Consider the following 18,804-nt stretch of genomic DNA (forward strand, 5'->3'; position numbering starts at 1 on the left):
GATAATTCGAAAATTATCAACGCGGCCAACCCCCGTCTTTTATCGCCTTAAATTAGAAATTGACCAATGCAAAAATCAGGGATGATTTTTGAGTATTTGCCGCAGGGATGCGGATCAAATACGGTATTGAATCGGCAATTTGTCATTTAAGATTCAGCGATAAACCACGGGTCGCCTTTCTTTTGGTTACTTTTCTTTGGCGAGTCAAAGAAAAGTAACTGGTGTGCTTTCGCTTAATCTAAATAGATAAAAACCTTACTAGCACACCAAATAATTTCCTGAACTCAATAGATTAGTATTGATGACAGATATTTCTTAACATCAATACTTATTAAGCGTTAACGATTTGCGCTACTGCTTTTTCAAAGCGCACTAAACCTTCAGCGATGTCCGCTTCTGGAATAACAAGTGACGGAGCGAAACGTACAATGTTTGCGCCTGCAACTAGTGCCATTAAACCGTTTTCTGCTGAAGCAACCATAAAGTCACGTGCACGGCCTTGATACTCGTCGTTTAACACAGCGCCTAGTAATAAACCTTTACCACGGATTTCACTAAATACGTTGTACTTAGCATTAATCGCTTCAAAACCAGCGCGGATTTGTGCTTCTTTAACTTTAACGCCATCTAATACGTCAGACGTATTGATGATATCCATTACTGCTTCACCAACAGCACACGCTAGTGGGTTACCACCGTACGTTGAACCGTGTGTCCCCGGCTTAAGGTGCTTAGCGATATCTTTTGTTGTTAACATTGCGCCGATTGGGAAACCGCCACCTAGTGCTTTAGCGCTCGTTAGGATATCTGGAGTCACACCTAAATCCATGTAAGCGAAGAATGAACCTAAACGACCGAAACCTGTTTGAACTTCATCAAAGATTAATAGTGCATTGTGCTCATCACATAACTCACGAACGCCTTTTGCAAATTCGTCAGTTGGGCTAACTAAGCCGCCTTCACCTTGAAGTGGCTCCATCATTACCGCACACGTCTTGTCTGACATTAATGCTTTAAGTGCTTCTAAATCGTTATAAGCAACGTGGTCGATTGCGCCCGGCTTAGGACCGAAACCGTCTGAGTAAGCTTCTTGACCGCCAACTGTTACTGTGAAGAAAGTACGACCATGGAAACCTTGCTTAAACGCGATGATTTGGTCTTTTTCTTTACCGTAGTTATCTAATGCCCAACGACGTGCTAACTTAAGAGCCGCTTCGTTTGATTCACCGCCTGAGTTAGCGTAGTAAACTTGATCAGCAAAAGTTGCGTCAGTTAATTTCTTCGCTAAACGCAATGCTGGCTCGTTAGTCATTACGTTACTTAGATGCCAGATTTTGCTCGCTTGCTCGTTCACAGCAGCAACAAGTGCTGGGTGACAGTGACCTAAACAGTTAACCGCGATACCGCCAGCGAAGTCGATTAGTTCGTTGTCATTTTGATCCCATACACGAGAACCTTCACCACGTACAGGAATGATGCTTGATGGTGCGTAGTTAGGTACCATTACTTCGTCAAATAATGCTCTTGTTACTGTCATAATTGTTTTCCTATCTGATATCCATAGTCATTGAAGATGCATGTTTTATAGTGGTCTAAACTGCCATCAACTGCGTTGCGTTCAATCCCAATAGCCAGCTATTGCTCAATCAGGCGCCTTGCTGCTAACACTTTATGCTCACTCTAAATTCACGCGTATCCAACCACTATGGATAAATAATTCTAATAATTAAAAAGGTTAATTCTAGCGAAACAGCTCTTCGTATCACTAAAACCAAAATTGCTTTCTATTATGTCGTGACAATCATTCAATTTGTAGTGTCGATATGATACTTTTAACCACATTAACTATCAATTTAACCAAATAGATCGTCATTATGATAAACAAGAAAGATGAAGAGCTATTAGCCCTGCTGCGAGAAAACGCCCGCGCCAGTGTTTCAGATCTCGCCCGCGCTTTACATTTGTCACGCTCGACGGTACAAAATCGAATTACCAAACTTGAACAAAGCGGCATCATCCGAGGTTATAGCGTCGACTACGGCAGCGAATACCTCGACGACATTGTTTCCGCTCATGTGCTGATCAAAGAAAGTCCTAAGCTAGTCTCAAAAACCAATCTTGAATTACAGCGCATCCCACAAATCGTCGACTTACACGTCATCAGCGGCGAATACGATCTCATCGCCGTCGTACAAGCGCAGTCACTTAATAAGTTGAATACGGTATTGGAAGAAATTGGTAATTTGGAAGGGGTGGAACGAACGAATTCATCTGTTATTTTGGCGACGAAATTAAAACGATAATTACCCTGTATATTAAGCCAGTTGAATAACAACACCGAAAGTTGCGGCATTTGCATTACTCTTTCTTGATTTTACTCATTATAATTCTTACTAATAATTATAAACTGTTGTATTTAGTACAAACTACAAGTAGATTGAAGCTCAACGTCGGCATTTCGTCGCGAACATATATCGCAGTGTTTGCGGTAGAATAAGCTGTTATGTTTCTAAGGAGTACTGTTGAATTTTTTTCAGAAATTTATTATTTGCGAAAGCACCGTAGTAATATCGATATTTTTGTATACTGGTCAGTTCATACATGCTGCGTTTCATTTTGCGTTAACTGTATATCTGGTAGTTAAACTTAAAGGTATTAAAACTTGACCAATGAAGGAGAAGAAACGTGGAATTGATTGGTGGGTTACTATTAGTATTGGTTATTATCGGTCACTTTGTTGAAGGCTTTGCCTTGATAAACTTTGTGCAATTCTTCAAGGGTAAAAAGACCTCGTTGGAAAAAATATCTGAGAAATATCAGGCATCAAAACATAACAAGTTTGTCAACAAGGACAAATTTTAGCTACGCATTTTGTGTTGCCGCTGCGCGTCAGTATCACACAAACTGCTTCACAAAAATTAGCCTGTTACAAAGGCGTTGAGGCTGTAGAATTTATAAATCTTAGATTCCAGAGCCAAAAACTACGTTGATGAGAGTGATTTATTTCATAAATCACTCTCATATAACATTAGATTTCGCGTAGATGCGCGGTTTTTAGTGTAAATTAATCAAAATTTAATGGCTGTTTTTCTTGAATGATAAATTCTACAGCCTCGTTATGTGCCATCAGATTAATATGAATCGAGAAGAAGCAAAAATAATTGTAGAAAAAGAGTTAGAGTCGAATACTGACTTTAGTTCAACACCGTGTGCCGTTCTTGATGATGAGACAATCGAGAGAGAGTGGGGATGGGTATTTTTTTACCAAAGCCAGGCCTTTATCGAGTCAGGTGATTTTCGAGATATGGTAGGCGGAAATGCCCCCATTATCATTAACAAAAATAATGGCCTGCTTACTTACACTGGTACAGCTCATGATATTGAACATTACATAAACGAGTATGAGCAAAAATTATAGGCAAGCACATAACAAGACCAAGCACGGCGATAGCTTTTTCATTGCGGCTTCGCCTTCATTACAAAGCTACGCGTGTTGGTGGCGTTAGGTATACAGGGAGCTTGAGTGCCAATTTATATCAAAGTTGAACATTCGAATGAAAAGCTAGCTCATTTAGCAAAAGACCATTGGGAGCTTCCTGTTCAGATTCAAGAACTTGAAAGTTGGTTGTTGGAAAACCCTTTAAATTTAACCCCTTCAAGCTATATTGCCGACGTTGGCTTTTCTATTAGAGAAAATGCTTGTGGCGGTGGTGCAATTTTATCCCCTAAAGCTATGAGTATAATGGGGGAACTAGGTATGAAATTGTATTTATCTGAATACAGTGAGTAATGTATACCTAACAAGGCAAATTAAAAAGTGCGGACAAAAATCAGTTGGCTTTGTTCGTACCTCACAAATTATAGCCAACTAATATTTGCCGTTTATTTGCGGCGTTAGGCCCCTAAGTGCATCTAATCAGTATCGGATAGGAAGACATGATATTTTCTAAATCACTATATTACCCACACATTGAAATTCCTGATGAAAAGTGGCTGAAAACCGCTGCGCTTTATTGGGATACGATGCAAACCATAGTGCCTGAGTCAATCGAAGATCCATATCAAACCGATATAGCAAAGAAGCTGTATGATGCTGAAATTCTTATTCCTCTTCGAGTTAGCTCACATATGCCAGTCATTATGGATTTGGAAAGCGATGTGATTGATTTTCTATCAAGCCAAGAAGGCGCAGAGCTATTTACTGGTGCTTCTACGCGTGGCGGAGCATTTCTTCATCCTGAAAAGTTGCCCTCAAGAATTAGGCGGTTGATGCTTCACCCTGAAAAGATGTCATATGAAATTAGGCACATGATCCAAGATATGGACATTGCTCTTGAAGGCAGAGGCGGCTTTCTAGATGTTGCACCAGAATTTGCGAGCTATTACATGACGCTATTAGCCAATAGGCTTTCAGAAGATACTGGGGCTGGATTAGTCACAGGCACTAATGCGGCTCACAATTTAAGTATTAAAGCACGCGCTGACGCAAATTTAACATCGATGATGCACATGTCAGATCGTTACCGGCATGAGTTTGGAGGGAGAAGACGCAGGCATGATCTTCCTAGATATTTGAGGCAAGGTGCTCTATACAATCTACTTATCGAAAAGATACATATTGATCCTGAAACACCTGTTGAGAAAATATTGGAATTTAAGTCAAAACACTCAGACGAATTGAGCAGATTTCGCTCAGAAATAGAAAGTTTAACTAGCAGCTTGCCAGAGGAAATGTCTCTTCAAGCGATGCAGCAACATTTATCTGACATACACACAAATAAAATTATTCCTGCACTAAATGATTTGAAAGGTAGCTTGAATGGCAACAAAATCAAATGGGTTGCGATGGGGGGAATTCAAATAGCACTGATGTCTGTAGCTACTACTTCTGTAATCGGTACACTTGGGCTTTCTACGCCACAAGCATTATTAGTTGGCGCAGGTTTATCCGTTGCAGCATCAACAGTACTCTTCAACAATGAGAAGTCCAGAAAAGATCGAGGACAGGCAAAAATTTCTCGTTGATTATTGATAATTCATTCGGCTCTACTATGCTTTGTTAAGTTAAAAAACAAGTGTAGTAGGAGTTTTTATGACCAGAGCCCGTCACCAGTTAATTGACTTATCAGCTACTTCTTATTATCACGTAATTAACCGCTGTGTAAGGCGCAGTTTCTTATGTGGTGATGACCCGTATACCCAACGTAATTACGACCACCGACGACAATGGCTGGTGGATAGAATTAAACACCTCTCATCAATATATTCAATTAATATAGCGGCTTACGCCATTATGAGTAATCATTATCACTTGGTGCTACAAGTCGATAAAGTGACTGCTGATATGTGGACAATGGATGAAGTGATTGAGCGTTGGTATCGCTTGTATTCTGGCCATCCTATGGTGGATGATTATTTAGCGAATCGAAATATGAGCGCAGTTAAGCTGGCTAAAGTTGAAGAGTACGTCCAATGCTGGCGTGACCGGCTATATGACATATCATGGTTTATGAAATGCTTAAATGAACATATTTCACGAGAGGCGAATAAAGAAGATAATTGCACAGGAAAGTTCTGGGAAGGACGATTCAAATCACAAGCATTACTGGATGAAACGGCATTATTAAGCTGTATGGCCTATGTTGATTTAAACCCAATAAGAGCGGGCATTGCCAGTAATATGATGGACAGTAATTTTACGTCAATCCAAGAGCGCCTCAAACAGTTTAAATCCCATCAACGACAACAGGCAAGACCAAACACCGATTATCGCGTACCAAGCCAGCCGCATGCTCTATTGCCATTTTCTCCTGTTGCAGATAACAACGCCATTCCTTTAAGTTATAGCGACTATTTTGAATTAGTTGACTGGAGTGGACGGCATATAGATCCCAAGAAAACAGGCTTTATTGATGACAGTGAACCCGCGATTTTACAAACATTGGGCATTGATAGTGATGATTGGCAACTGGCCGTCAGAGATTTTAGGCGTCAATACGGCAGTTTCGCAGGCAGTGCAATGCAATTGCGGAATTACGCTCACCGTCACGGTCGAAGTTGGTGCAAGGGCGTCGGCTAACCTTAACTCAAATTGTTTTACTTAATTCATTTCATCATTATCAGCAAACGCTGAAGCAGAAATTCGTTCTAATTTCACGCGCCATGTCCTATTTCAATTAGCATACTCACCATGACCGCTAATAAAATCGATTTCAAGAGCCTACGAGGTAATTTCTATGTCTGTAAAACATGCTTGTATGAAGTCTATGAGTTTAAGTTCAATGAGATATTATTGCCTGTCCTGAATTTCATTAGCACACATCATTGTGTAGCATTCGTTGAGAAATGTAATTCATTAACTAGGTAATTACAATCATGCTTAGTGAAATTCTGCTAGTGACATACAGGCTAAGAAACCTTCATCATTGCTTTATAAAACGAGGCTAAACACACACATTTACTCCCTCGTGATAATCAACCCAAATTCAGCTCACTCTCACAGGCATAAATACGGTAAAATATCGTCATTACTTTTGCTTTGAGCCTCGATTATTCATGACTATCGACAATAACACCGCCACATCACCAAGCAGCTTTAACGAGCTTGGACTCATTACGCCTTTGCTAGCGCGTTTAACTGATTTGCAATATCAGCAGCCAACGCCGATTCAAGCGCAAACCATTCCAAATATTTTGGCTGGTCGTGATCTCATTGCAGGCGCCAATACCGGCTCGGGCAAAACCGCGACCTTCGCGTTGCCCTTACTACAGCAATTGTTCAATGAAAAATCCTCAGGTCAAGCCTGCTCCAACGCGAGTAAAAAAGGTAACTATGTTGCAGGGCTCGTGTTAGTGCCGACTCGTGAGTTAGCAACCCAAGTTGCAGACAGCGTTCGCTCTTACGCGGCTCATTTAAACGGCGCAGTAAAAACCGTTGCGGTGTTTGGTGGCGTTTCAACAAATAAACAAATGTTGGCACTGCGTGGCGGCACCGATATTTTGGTAGCAACACCGGGTCGATTACTCGATTTGATATCAAGCAATGCCATTAAACTCGATCATGTAAAGACCTTAGTGCTTGACGAAGCTGATCGCATGTTGAGCTTAGGCTTTACCGAAGAGATTTCCGCTTTGTTGGCGATGATGCCTAAGCAGAAGCAAACATTGTTATTCTCGGCGACCTTCCCAGAACAAGTAAAAGCCTTAACCACTGAGTTACTGAGCGATCCCGTTGAAGTACAAGTACAGAGCGCTGAGGCCAGTACCTTAGTTCAGCGTGTTTTTACTGTTAATAAAGGTCAGAAAACTGTATCGCTGGCGCATTTGATTAAAGAAAATCAATGGCGACAAGTATTGGTATTCGTAAATTCTAAAAGCGGTTGTGCCCATTTAGCCTCTAAGCTGGCTAAACACGACATCACTGCCGAAGTATTCCACGGCGATCAAGGCCAAGGCGCACGTAATCGTGTGTTACAAGCATTTAAAGGTGGCGAGATTGAAGTGTTAATTGCCACTGATATTGCGGCTCGTGGTTTAGATATTGAAAAACTGCCAGTGGTGTTTAACTTTGATTTACCAAGAAGCCCAGCAGATTATATGCATCGCATTGGTCGTAGTGGCCGAGCTGGTGAAATCGGCTTGGCGTTATCACTAATCGATTATGAAGATTACCACCATTTTAAAATCATCGAGAAGAAGAATAAATTCAGATTAGAGCGCGAAGAAATCGCAGGCTTTGAAATCGATGAATCACTTATCGACCCTGATTTTAGCGTCAACAAACCCGTTGTGCCACCAGCAGGCTCAGGCAAAAAGAAGAGAGCCAAGAAAGCGTCAAAAAGCGAATCAACTATCTACCAAGATATTTGGTCTGGTAGTCTAAAGTCTGATTATGAGTAGTTTTTCATCAGATACCGACATGACTGTTAATAGACACTCCAAGTCTTGTTATTTCACTGGTATTAGCCCATAAAGTCCATTACCTGATATTGGTGCTACGATTAATCAAGGTTAATCGTAGCACAGTCTACAGTCTGTTCATTTAGGTATGTGAACGTCACAATCGCTGATTTTTGCAAGACATAAGTAGTGGAAAGCCCCAGCGAAGTCTCCAAATTAAGTTTTAGTATCCACTATTGACTTGACCAGAACAACTTATGCGTGAAAAAATATGAAGAGACTGTAGAAACGCTTTTGGTTGTCTTAAGCTCCCTTTTCATTAATGATGAGTATTTATGCTTACAAATAAACTTTATGCATTGCTTTTATTATTGTTATTTCACTCAGTTTCCTGGGGAGATGAGATTGATTTCAATAACATTAAGGTGCATGGGTTATACTTATCTAAGGGGCAACAATCTGATCACACCTACCGCGTGCTTCGAGACAAACAAGACTTCTTATGGATAGCGTCAGATTATGGGCTAAAACGCTACAATGGCTATGAATTAACGGTATTTACGCATGATGTAGACAATGAAAAAAGTATCGCTTATGACTCTATCAGCGAACTCATTTATCAAGACCAACAGCTCTGGATTGGCGGAAATGAAATCAGTCTTTACAATCCAGAACATGAAAACTTCACCAATTATAATGTCTCCGACCATTTCGCTATTTATAGCATGGTTAAACAGGGTAATTTAATTTGGTATGGTGGTGAAGGCTACGGACTAAGAGCATTTGATATAGAGTCCGAGCAAGTTGTTTATCAATATTTAGATTCTCCAGAGCATAAGTTTGTTTATAAAATCATTGCTGATAATCAAGACAATAAATTTTGGGTTGCGACTAATAGTGGTATTTCATTAGTTGATGCGAAGTCAGGAGACAACGTTGAACACTTGAAAATTAATGGCATAGCAAGCGGGGAGACAACTTTATATGATCTCGTATTAGACGATAACAACCGACTCTGGGTAGCCACCAGTAAAGGACTCATTGCCTATAATACGATATTGAAAACACAACAAATTTACACACATCAAGAGGATAACCCTCAATCAATTTCAGAGAACGTTGTCACGTCTTTATTCATCGACAAATATCAAAGACTTTGGGTGGGAACTGACAAGAAAGGACTCAATATTTATTCACCAATTATCGACGGATTTCAGAAAATTTCTAGCACGATAGACACCGCCGATACACATCAACTTCCATCAATGCCGATCAATGATATATTCCAAGACAAATATAAGTCTTACTGGATAGCAGGCAGCCAAGGCGTTTATCGGATAAGCCCCCACCTAGAACGATTTTATACACTGCGACACGATAGTTCAGACGCCAATAGTATTAGTTTTGATAACATTTTAGGCTTGCACGAATCTTTTTCAGGCGATATATGGATTGCCACCGATGGCGGCGGACTAAATCGTTATAATCCCGTGACAAAAGTCAATACACGCTATGTAAACGATCCCACCAATCCAAATAGTCTATGCAGCAACTCAGTGATCGCGGTAACCCAAGATAATGCAAGTAACATTTGGATTGGAACCTACGGCGGTGGGCTATGCAAGTTATCCCTAACCACGAATACATTTACTCACTACGCATTGAACCCCCAATCACCTGAACACTCTCTAGCCGGTGAACATATTTTCAAGATACTCATCAATTCCAATCAACAAATTATGCTAAGTGTTTGGCGTAAAGGGCTGCAAATATTAGATCCAGAAACCGGGATATTTACGTCATATTTTCCTGTCGGTGCGGGTAAAGAAAGTGGCATCAGCAATTTTTCTATCAATGATATTGTTGAAGATTCCGATGGTTCGTTTTGGCTTGGTGGTTACAATGGCTTGGAGCATTTCGACCCTAACAGCCAGTCCTTCACGTCTGTATCACTTCATTCAACAGACAGCATAATCGACATCTATTTAGACGATAACAATCAAGTGTGGGCCGCAAGTACCCATGGCTTGATAATCTATAACAAAGAGACCAAAAAGCTTGTGCGCTATACCACTGAGCACGGCCTGCCTACCGACTATATTGTGAGTATTGAAAAAGATAAAAACGGATTATTTTGGCTCGGGACGCGTGATGGCTTAGTTCACTTCGAGCCCCACAATAAAAAATTTACCTCCTTGACACAATCGGATGGATTAACTGGCAAAAGTTTCAATAGAAATAGCCATTTACAGACAAACGAAGGGTTAATGTATTTTGGTGGCCCCAATGGGCTAAACATATTTGACCCGCAGCAGTTTTCTGGAAACGTCCATCAACCGCAAATTATACTGTACGATTTTAAGGTGCTTCAACAGCCTGTTCTTTTAATGGACAAGGCTGACGCTGTTACACCTCATTACCCCGAGCAAAAATTTTCTTACCTGCAAGATGATATTTCTATTTCGTTTGCTGGCTTAGATTTTATTGCCCCCATGAATAATCTATATCGCTATCAGCTTACGGGTGTCGATAAACAATGGAATATAGCGAACGCAAAACAGCGTACCGTTAGATATACGAATCTAGCGCCGGGTGAATATATCTTTCAAGTTACGGCAGCGAACAATGAAGGCGTATGGAACTCCAATGTGACGCAGTTTAAATTTATAATCGAACCACCGTGGTGGCAAACATTATGGGCTTCAATATTATTTATGGTCTTGTTTCTTAAGGCTATTTATCTTTTTATTTTTTGGCGGGTCAAGGATGCCAAAGCCCATGCACGCAAACTAGAAAGTAAAGTTAAAAAACGCACAAAAGAATTAGTTGATACGATCGAAGAGCTTGAAAAAACAGAACATCAGCTGGTCGAATCAGAGAAAATGGCGTCAATTGGCCGCATAGTATCTGGCGTTGCTCACGAGTTGAATACGCCATTAGGCAATACGATTACAGCAATTTCTTGCGTCGAAAAACAAACCATGAATCTCATTGATAACATTGAAAATAAATCGCTTTCCAAAAAAGGGTTTCAACTTACCAAAGATAAACTAACCCAAGCCGTCGATTTGAGCACAACTAGTATTGCACGGCTCGCCGATCTCATTAATCGCTTTAAAGAACTCGCTGTCGATAAGCAACAAGAGCAAGTCAGCTATTTTTCGATAAATACCGTATTAGATGGCCTTCATCGGCGTTATGTGGCACAAATGATAAAAGAAAATATATCATTCACAATGACTTGCTCCACTGTTCTTGAAATCAATAGCTACCCTTTCGCCTTCGAAAATACCATTGAAGCATTAATGACGAATTCTTTGTTGCATGGTTTTAAAGATCAGCCTCAGGGTAATATCTCTCTGGAAATAGCTACCAATGATACCGCTAGTCATTTAGTCATCAATTATAGTGACGATGGTGTAGGCATTTGTAAAAAGATAGAGCCCTTTATTTTTGAACCCTTTACCACAACTAATAGGATCAAAGGAAACACGGGATTAGGGCTAAACATTTCCTACAATACCGTAACTCAGTTGCTCCAAGGAACTATTACACTAGTGCCCACAGACAAAGGATGCGCCTTTGAAATAACGCTGCCATTGACCATATCAGGCTAAACAAGGACTAACGATAATAAAAAGTTAGCCCTCATTGCGCATTTATGTCAGCCTTATTATCTGGACTTCGAAATAACCGATTACTCGATCTAAAAGGTTAAACCCGGTGTCAACGTTGCTGGCAATACCACTTCATCAGCTTCCATTGAAGCCACCGGGTAAGCACAGTAATCGGCTGCGTAATACGCGCTAGCACGATGATTACCACTGCCACCAACACCACCAAATGGCGCAGCGCCGCTTGCGCCGGTGATTTGCTTGTTCCAGTTTACGATACCTGCACGAATGCGCGCGAAGAAGTAATCGTAATCGTCACGGCTATCAGCCAACAAACCTGCTGATAAACCAAAGCTTGTATTGTTTGCTAATTCAATTGCTTCATCAAAGCTTGAATAACGGATGATTTGCAGTAATGGACCAAAGTGCTCTTCATCTGGCAATTCACGGGCAAATGACGTCACATCAACAAGACCTGGTGTTACAAAACCTGTGCCCGCTTTGTGTGTTAGTTCGATTAACACTTTCGCGCCCTTCTCAACTAACATCTTTTGTGCTGCAACCATACCAAGTGCTGCTTTTTCACTAATCATTGAGCCCATAAATGGTTGCTCAGCGTCATCGAAGTTACCTACTTTGATGTCTTTAGTTACTTCAACTAAACGCTCAATCAGTGCATCACCATCGCTGCCATTAGCGACGAATAATTTACGTGCACATACACAGCGTTGACCTGTTGTAACGTAAGCCGACTGAATGATGTCATGTACGGCACCATCAACGTTTGCTACGTCTTTAACGATAAGCGGGTTATTACCCCCCATCTCAAGCGCTAAGATTTTGCCCGGTTGACCAGCGAATTGCTTGTGCAACAAGTGACCAGTGTTTGAACTACCCGTAAAGAATAAACCGTCGATTTCAACGTGGTTTGCAATGGCAACGCCTGTTTCAACTTCACCTTGCAGTAAGTTCATTACGCCTGCTGGTAAGCCAGCTTGCTCCCACAATTTAACCGTGAGTTCACCAACGCGCGGCGTTAATTCACTTGGCTTAAATACAATGGTGTTACCTGCAAGTAATGCTGGAACAATGTGGCCGTTTGGCAAATGACCTGGGAAGTTGTAAGGACCAAATACCGCAACAACACCGTGTGGCTTGTGGCGAATAAACGCTTTAGCGCCCGGCGCTGGGTTTTCTACCGTACCAGTACGCTCGTTGTGCGCTTTGATTGAGATAGCAATTTTACCTGCCATGCCAGCGGCTTCAGTACGTGTTTCCCATAATGGTTTACCCGTTTCAAGCGCAATGGCGTGCGCCATTTCTTCTTTGTTTTCAACAAGCAGTGCACCGAACTTTTCGATAATCGCTTTACGCGCTTCAAAGCCGATTTGTGCCCATTCGAAAGAGGCTGCACGTGCTGCTGTCATTACAGTGTCAACTTGCTCGCTTGTCGCTGTTTGACCAGTCCAGATAACATCGTTGTTCGCTGGGTTTACTGAGTTTACGTTGTTACCTAAACCAGTGGTCCATTGACCATTTATAAATTGAATTGCTTGAGACATTATGTTTTCCTCGATTCTTTACGTGCAATTTTTACAGTGCTGCTTTTACAGTGCTACGACGCGGATTTTATCGCCGTCTGTTACATTTAATGCGTTAGCATGCTCTTGAGTAATGAAGGCGAACTCTTGGTTTTCACACAAATTGATATGCACTTCTGTCGCTCTGAAATGTTCAAAATCAGTATTACACGCAACAAATGGTGAGCCTTCTTCAACGTCGCTAATTTTCACGGTAACTCGAACACAGCCGCGTACTGCGTTAATTTGTTCACGTTCACATTCAACCGTTGGACCCGCATCGAAAATATCAACGTAACCGCGATATCTAAAGCCTTCGCGCTCTAACAAACGTAATGCAGGTCGTGTTTTCTCGTGTACACGACCAATGACATCTTGTGCTTCTTGGCTCAGCAAGTTGGTGTAAATTGGATAACGCGGCATCAATTCAGCAATAAAAACTTTATTACCAATACCTGACAAGTAGTCAGCCGTTGGAAAGTCCATGCTAAAGAAGTGAGCTTCTAGCCATTCCCAAAACGGTGAATTACCGCTTTCGTCAGACACACCGCGCATTTCAGCAATTACTTTATCGCCAAAACGCTCACCAAACTCTGCCAACATTAAGAAGCGACAACGAGACAATACACGGCCATTATTACCACCACGAGCATCTTGACTTAAGAACAGCGTGCATAATTCTGCTGCGCCCGTGTAGTCATTACACAGGGTCAAGGTGTCGATAGTATTGTGTAATTTCAGCTCTTGCGACGAATGCACAACCTTGCCTAGATGGTAGTGGTAAAAGGCATTGTCTAAACCTACTGCCGACTCAATGCCACTGGTGCCTACCACTTTGCCAGTTTCCGTATCTTCCATCACCATCAGATAACCTTCAGTGCCAGGCTGAGTAGCATTGGCAGCAAAAGACTCTTCTGAATGTGCTATACGCGAACGTAAAAGCTGTTCATTGGTTGGTAATGATGTAAAACCAACACCAGAATCATGAGCGATTTGCATTAATGCAGGATAGTCAGCAGCGACTATCGGACGAATGACCAACATAATCGATCCTCAAATTAGGTATCCGATACCAATAAATATATGCGATAAAAAAGGCGAACAACTTGTGTTGCCCTTTAACGAATGAAGTAATTAAGCGTTTACAATTTGTGCTACTGCTTTTTCAAAGCGCACTAAACCTTCAGCGATGTCCGCTTCTGGAATAACTAGTGACGGAGCGAAACGTACGATGTTTGCGCCTGCTACTAATGCCATTAAACCGTTTTCTGCTGAAGCAACCATGAAGTCACGTGCACGGCCTTGGTACTCGTCGTTTAACACAGCGCCTAGTAATAAACCTTTACCACGGATTTCACTAAATACGTTGTACTTAGCGTTAATCGCTTCAAAACCAGCGCGGATTTGTGCTTCTTTAACTTTAACGCCATCTAATACGTCAGATGTATTGATGATATCCATTACTGCTTCACCAACAGCACATGCTAGTGGGTTACCACCGTACGTTGAACCGTGTGTACCCGGCTTAAGGTGCTTAGCGATATCTTTTGTTGTTAACATCGCGCCGATTGGGAAACCGCCACCTAGTGCTTTAGCGCTCGTTAGGATATCTGGAGTCACACCTAAATCCATGTAAGCGAAGAATGAACCTAAACGACCGAAACCTGTTTGAACTTCATCAAAGATTAATAGTGCATTGTGCTCATCACATAACTCACGAACGCCTTTTGCAAATTCGTCAGTTGGGCTAACTAAACCGCCTTCACCTTGCAGTGGCTCCATCATTACTGCACAAGTCTTGTCTGACATTAATGCTTTAAGTGCTTCTAAATCGTTATAAGCAACGTGGTCGATTGCGCCCGGCTTAGGACCGAAACCGTCTGAGTAAGCTTCTTGGCCGCCAACCGTTACTGTGAAGAAAGTACGGCCGTGGAAACCTTGCTTGAATGCGATGATTTGGTCTTTTTCTTTACCATAGTTATCTAATGCCCAACGACGTGCTAGCTTAAGTGCTGCTTCGTTTGATTCGCCGCCTGAGTTAGCGTAGTAAACTTGGTCAGCAAAGGTCGCGTCAGTTAATTTTTTCGCTAAACGTAACGCTGGCTCGTTCGTCATTACGTTACTTAGATGCCAGATTTTGCTCGCTTGCTCGTTCACAGCAGCAACAAGTGCTGGGTGACAGTGACCTAAACAGTTAACCGCGATGCCGCCAGCGAAGTCGATTAGTTCGTTGTCATTTTGATCCCATACACGAGAACCTTCACCACGTACTGGAATAATGCTTGATGGTGCGTAGTTAGGTACCATTACTTCATCAAATAATTCACGTGTTACTTGCATTTTCTCTGGCATAAAATTAATCCTCTATCTTCTCTTCATTTGTACTGAAAAGGGGTAAATAAGCTTAATAAACTCTTAATGAGCTATTAAATTGTGGCCAGAGTATCCCAGAAATTTGAGCGAATGTCTTCACGGTCGCCTATAATTTAGACACTAAATATTGCTTTCAGTACACCGTCTTCAATGGACTAAAAATAATAAGTGAATAAATAAACAAATCTATTGAATTGTTGCGAATAAATAGTCAAAAATTTCGGTAGCTAGTCACTGTGTTTTTTTTTACAAAAAAAATAACTTTTTTTGTATTTTTCATCAAGAATCACACTTTGCTGAACAATAAATTGGCTAATTTCACTCAATTAAAAGGAAACTAAATGAAGTGTTTTTTTGCTGCGCTAATATGTCTGTTTAGTTCAGTCTCGTTCGCTAAAACACCACCACTTCTAGTTGTGACCGAAGATTTGTGGCCATTAAACTATATAGAGAACAATGAAATTAAGGGAAGTGCAACCGTATTAGTTAAACGTATTCTTAAGCAAGCTGATATGGATTATACGTTAGTCTTATTACCTTGGGCTCGAAGTTATAAAATGGCACTAACTAAACCCAATGTATTGATATATAGCATTAATCAAACGCCTGAGCGAAGTGAGATGTTCCATTGGGTAACCGAAATTCCTGTAAAGGTAGAGAGTAATTACTACGCACTATCCAGAAGTCCTCTCGCCAATAAGCAACCATCTTCTCTTAAAGAACTAAGAATTGCTGCTTTAATTGATTCCGTCAATGACGCTTTTCTAAGCCGAAATAAGTTCAAAAATATCAGTAGAGTTTCAAAAATATCTCAATCTGTAGGCATGCTTAAAAGACAACGCGTCGATTTAATCATTGCATCTGAAAATACCATCCTACAGGCGTTAAGAAATAATAATATGCAACGCTCAGATATCATAAAAATAGGGTCAGCTTTTAACTCAAAGCCGGCAATAGCATTAAGCCTTACAACTCCTCAACGCACAGTTAACAAACTTAGAAAAGCAGCATTAGAGTTGGAAGAAAAAGAAGGCCTATGTCAGATTATGGAGATAACACCTGCTGAATGCGTGACGCCATCTCGGCAGCATTAAGGTGATAAATAGATTATGTTAACAAGAGTCTCATTTACCTTATTATTTATCATTACAGTACTTTGTTATGCTCAGCAATCCTCTGCATTCGAGAAAAAACCACCGTTGTGACAGAAAACCTCTGGCCATTTAATTATCTAGAGAAAGGTCAAGTAAAAGGACCCCACACCGAGTTAGTTAAACAGATATTATCAACAGCTAACCTCGATTATTCGATTGCTGTTCTGCCTTGGGCTAGAGCATACAAGTTGGCTCAAACTAAGCCCAACATATTGATATAGATACCCGTTGCCAATGAAAGTGCTAATTCCAGTAAGACGAGAAGCGCGCCAAATGCTAGGTGTCACCAACGGTGCAAAAATGACCCACTAACATCGATCCAAAATTGACCCACCGATGTATCATTTATTTTTAGGTGATACGGTATGTTAACGAAGGAGCTATTTGTGGATATTAAAGTCCTGCATAAACAAGGCAAAAGCATCTTCAATGGTAACGGGTATGAAATTAACAGAACCAATTTACGGCAAGAAAAATTTCATTGGATTGCTCGATTTCCTACCGATGCAAAGATTAACTTTTACGCCTTGAAAAAATCAAAGCTCACTAACAGCGATTTATCGGCACTTAAGACACTTGCCATTGGTACGCAGATTGATACAGCCAACGATAATTTTGTTACTCAAAGTGGGTTTAACAGCATTAGTCGTGTTTCACACATAAGCCAAACGATTGGTATGTTAAAGATTGGGCGAATAAAACTGGTTATTGCATCTGATCATCAAATAAAACGAGCAGCACAGGAATCCAGATTAGACATCAATGAATTAGAAAAAATAACTTACGCTTTTTCTTCTAATCCATCGATTGCGATGCCCCTGAGCACACCACCAGCCACTATTGAAAAACTTAGCGCTGCTTTTAAAAAACTGGCGCAGAAAAACGACCTGTTCCAGCTAGTAGATTATGGTGACTTAAACTGCATTAAAAAAATGGCTAAGGCTCAACCTTAGGTACTTTCAAATACTTTTGTTTATTTAGTAATTTAATTTTATTTGTGTCAATTTGATAATAATTTAACAAGGCTGTTGCCTGCACTTTATCAATCAACTCTTCTTTGTACATTTGCTTAAATACTGCATAGCTTCTGCCCTGTGCAATGACGCGTGCCGCAGGTCCCATTTCATCGATACTCATTGATTGGGAAAGGTCTTCTAGCGTAGGTGCTAAGCGGAAGAAATTTAGTTTGTATCTAGCCGAGATCTCGGCGCTTAACGCTTTCGCTTTCATTGGCATCAAACGATCGAGCACAGGTACTGCTGAGGTGATTTCGGCGAGTTTATGACTGACTTCTGACGCACCTGATTCAGCAGCATCACGACTAAGTTCATGTCGCGTTTCATAAAAACATTCATCCACAATATGAAGCAACATCGCCGCTCCCATTTCATGAAATAACGCCAGCATATAAACTTCATCAGGGTCTAATCCGTCTTCTAAAGATGCCAAAGCACTTGCTGCTTGAGCAGTGATTTGTACATGATTCCAGATTTTACGCGACGTTTGATGAAATTTAGCACCAGCATCTTTTAATGATTCATGGACAATCAGATACGGTAAAAAAACACGGATTTTTTCAATACCTAAGAAGCCTAAACACAACTCTGCATCTTTCGGCTCTAGTGGTTTATCATCTGATTTTTTTACCAAACCAAAGCGGTTCATTACGCCCACCAAGTTTTGAACAAGACCAGCATGCTTCAACGCTAATGGTTTGATGCGTGAAATAGAAGCTGCTTTCGTATTGACGATATTCACGGCATCCATTAAATACGGCGAAATAGAAAAGCGATGATAAGTCTCATCATCAATAGACATTAATCGATTTTCAACACGTGACTCAACATCTTGGAACAATTGAGCTTTTAATGCATTAAATAACTCTTTGTTCTCTTGTTTCGTTGCTTGTCTCGCTAACGCAGGAGCTAGCTCAACATCAAGTAAAATACGGTTATCTGGGATTTCACTATCAAAATCGTCCGCTTGCGGCAGCAATGAAGCTTTACTAACGAGGTAACGGTAGAAGTTTGTTTCTGTTTCAATAACACCTGCTGATTTTAATCCACTCTTAGCATCGCCGTCAGCCGCAGGACGCCGCGATTTTTGTTCGGCGCTTTGGATTGATTTGTCTTCTTTAGATAACCAGCTTTTTAATCGACTCACAATAAACCTTACTAACTCTAT

Annotated in this window: 15 protein-coding genes; 10 read left to right on the forward strand and 5 right to left on the reverse strand. The window is 40.9% G+C overall.

All coding sequences use genetic code 11. The features are described 5' to 3' along the window. Nucleotides 1–331: 331 nt before the first annotated feature. Nucleotides 332–1,537, reverse strand: a complete 1,206-nt coding sequence (locus ACMAZF_RS16840; protein WP_435274895.1) for an aspartate aminotransferase family protein — start codon at nt 1,535–1,537, stop codon at nt 332–334. A gap of 337 nt (nt 1,538–1,874) precedes the next feature. Between ACMAZF_RS16840 and ACMAZF_RS16845 the strand changes: the two genes are divergently transcribed. The 8 genes from ACMAZF_RS16845 (at nt 1,875) to ACMAZF_RS16880 (ending at nt 11,516) form a co-directional block, all read left to right on the forward strand. Then, nucleotides 1,875–2,303 (forward strand): Lrp/AsnC family transcriptional regulator, encoded by a 429-nt coding sequence (locus ACMAZF_RS16845; protein WP_435274896.1) that lies wholly within the window; start codon nt 1,875–1,877, stop codon nt 2,301–2,303. A gap of 382 nt (nt 2,304–2,685) precedes the next feature. Continuing rightward, a complete protein-coding gene (locus ACMAZF_RS16850; protein ID WP_435274571.1) occupies nt 2,686–2,862 on the forward strand; it encodes a hypothetical protein in 177 nt (58 codons plus the stop codon). A gap of 256 nt (nt 2,863–3,118) precedes the next feature. Beyond that, on the forward strand, nt 3,119–3,418 hold the full coding sequence (locus tag ACMAZF_RS16855; RefSeq protein WP_435274897.1) for a YrhB domain-containing protein: 300 nt from the start codon (nt 3,119–3,121) through the stop codon (nt 3,416–3,418). 105 nt (nt 3,419–3,523) lie between these two features. After that, nucleotides 3,524–3,790, forward strand: coding sequence for a hypothetical protein (locus ACMAZF_RS16860; protein WP_435274898.1), 267 nt, complete (start codon nt 3,524–3,526; stop codon nt 3,788–3,790). A 146-nt stretch (nt 3,791–3,936) separates the two neighbouring features. Continuing rightward, nucleotides 3,937–5,025, forward strand: a complete 1,089-nt coding sequence (locus ACMAZF_RS16865) for a DUF6236 family protein (protein WP_435274899.1) — start codon at nt 3,937–3,939, stop codon at nt 5,023–5,025. Between the two features lie 67 nt (nt 5,026–5,092). Continuing rightward, the gene (locus ACMAZF_RS16870) at nt 5,093–6,079 is read left to right on the forward strand and encodes a transposase (RefSeq protein WP_435274900.1); all 987 of its coding nucleotides are present in this window, start codon (nt 5,093–5,095) and stop codon (nt 6,077–6,079) included. A gap of 476 nt (nt 6,080–6,555) precedes the next feature. Beyond that, complete coding sequence (locus tag ACMAZF_RS16875) at nt 6,556–7,899, forward strand: DEAD/DEAH box helicase (protein WP_435274901.1); 1,344 nt, start codon at nt 6,556–6,558, stop codon at nt 7,897–7,899. A 335-nt stretch (nt 7,900–8,234) separates the two neighbouring features. Beyond that, nucleotides 8,235–11,516 carry a two-component regulator propeller domain-containing protein gene (locus tag ACMAZF_RS16880; protein ID WP_435274902.1) on the forward strand — a complete coding sequence of 1,094 codons (3,282 nt, stop codon included), beginning with the start codon at nt 8,235–8,237 and terminating at the stop codon, nt 11,514–11,516. Between the two features lie 89 nt (nt 11,517–11,605). Here the strand turns inward: ACMAZF_RS16880 and astD are convergent, their stop codons facing one another. From astD to ACMAZF_RS16895, 3 genes are all read right to left on the reverse strand, one after another. Continuing rightward, a complete protein-coding gene (gene astD / locus ACMAZF_RS16885; protein WP_435274903.1) occupies nt 11,606–13,075 on the reverse strand; it encodes a succinylglutamate-semialdehyde dehydrogenase in 1,470 nt (489 codons plus the stop codon). Between the two features lie 45 nt (nt 13,076–13,120). Next, nucleotides 13,121–14,137 (reverse strand): arginine N-succinyltransferase, encoded by a 1,017-nt coding sequence (gene astA / locus ACMAZF_RS16890; RefSeq protein WP_435274904.1) that lies wholly within the window; start codon nt 14,135–14,137, stop codon nt 13,121–13,123. 90 nt (nt 14,138–14,227) lie between these two features. Further along, entirely contained in the window at nt 14,228–15,433 is a 1,206-nt protein-coding gene (locus ACMAZF_RS16895; protein ID WP_435277267.1) for an aspartate aminotransferase family protein, read from the reverse strand. A gap of 374 nt (nt 15,434–15,807) precedes the next feature. Between ACMAZF_RS16895 and ACMAZF_RS16900 the strand changes: the two genes are divergently transcribed. Then, nucleotides 15,808–16,560 (forward strand): substrate-binding periplasmic protein, encoded by a 753-nt coding sequence (locus ACMAZF_RS16900; protein WP_435274905.1) that lies wholly within the window; start codon nt 15,808–15,810, stop codon nt 16,558–16,560. A gap of 446 nt (nt 16,561–17,006) precedes the next feature. Beyond that, the gene (locus ACMAZF_RS16905) at nt 17,007–17,573 is read left to right on the forward strand and encodes a hypothetical protein (protein ID WP_435274906.1); all 567 of its coding nucleotides are present in this window, start codon (nt 17,007–17,009) and stop codon (nt 17,571–17,573) included. On the opposite strand, the gene ACMAZF_RS16910 is transcribed toward ACMAZF_RS16905, so the two are convergent. Next, nucleotides 17,557–18,783, reverse strand: coding sequence for an HDOD domain-containing protein (locus ACMAZF_RS16910; protein WP_435274907.1), 1,227 nt, complete (start codon nt 18,781–18,783; stop codon nt 17,557–17,559). The genes ACMAZF_RS16905 and ACMAZF_RS16910 overlap by 17 nt on opposite strands. Nucleotides 18,784–18,804 lie beyond the last annotated feature (21 nt).

Origin of the sequence: Psychrobium sp. nBUS_13 (genome assembly GCF_051201665.1) — a bacterium.
Classification (GTDB): Bacteria; Pseudomonadota; Gammaproteobacteria; order Enterobacterales; family Psychrobiaceae; genus Psychrobium.

Bases quoted from the DNA above. Each gene is read 5' to 3' on its own strand.
- ACMAZF_RS16840 (WP_435274895.1), bottom strand. From the start codon at position 1,537: ATGACAGTAACAAGAGCATTATTTGACGAAGTAATGGTACCTAACTAC.
- ACMAZF_RS16845 (WP_435274896.1), top strand. From the start codon at position 1,875: ATGATAAACAAGAAAGATGAAGAGCTATTAGCCCTGCTGCGAGAAAAC.
- ACMAZF_RS16855 (WP_435274897.1), top strand. From the start codon at position 3,119: ATGTGCCATCAGATTAATATGAATCGAGAAGAAGCAAAAATAATTGTA.
- ACMAZF_RS16865 (WP_435274899.1), top strand. From the start codon at position 3,937: ATGATATTTTCTAAATCACTATATTACCCACACATTGAAATTCCTGAT.
- ACMAZF_RS16870 (WP_435274900.1), top strand. From the start codon at position 5,093: ATGACCAGAGCCCGTCACCAGTTAATTGACTTATCAGCTACTTCTTAT.
- ACMAZF_RS16875 (WP_435274901.1), top strand. From the start codon at position 6,556: ATGACTATCGACAATAACACCGCCACATCACCAAGCAGCTTTAACGAG.
- ACMAZF_RS16880 (WP_435274902.1), top strand. From the start codon at position 8,235: ATGCTTACAAATAAACTTTATGCATTGCTTTTATTATTGTTATTTCAC.
- astD (WP_435274903.1), bottom strand. From the start codon at position 13,075: ATGTCTCAAGCAATTCAATTTATAAATGGTCAATGGACCACTGGTTTA.
- astA (WP_435274904.1), bottom strand. From the start codon at position 14,137: ATGTTGGTCATTCGTCCGATAGTCGCTGCTGACTATCCTGCATTAATG.
- ACMAZF_RS16895 (WP_435277267.1), bottom strand. From the start codon at position 15,433: ATGCAAGTAACACGTGAATTATTTGATGAAGTAATGGTACCTAACTAC.
- ACMAZF_RS16900 (WP_435274905.1), top strand. From the start codon at position 15,808: ATGAAGTGTTTTTTTGCTGCGCTAATATGTCTGTTTAGTTCAGTCTCG.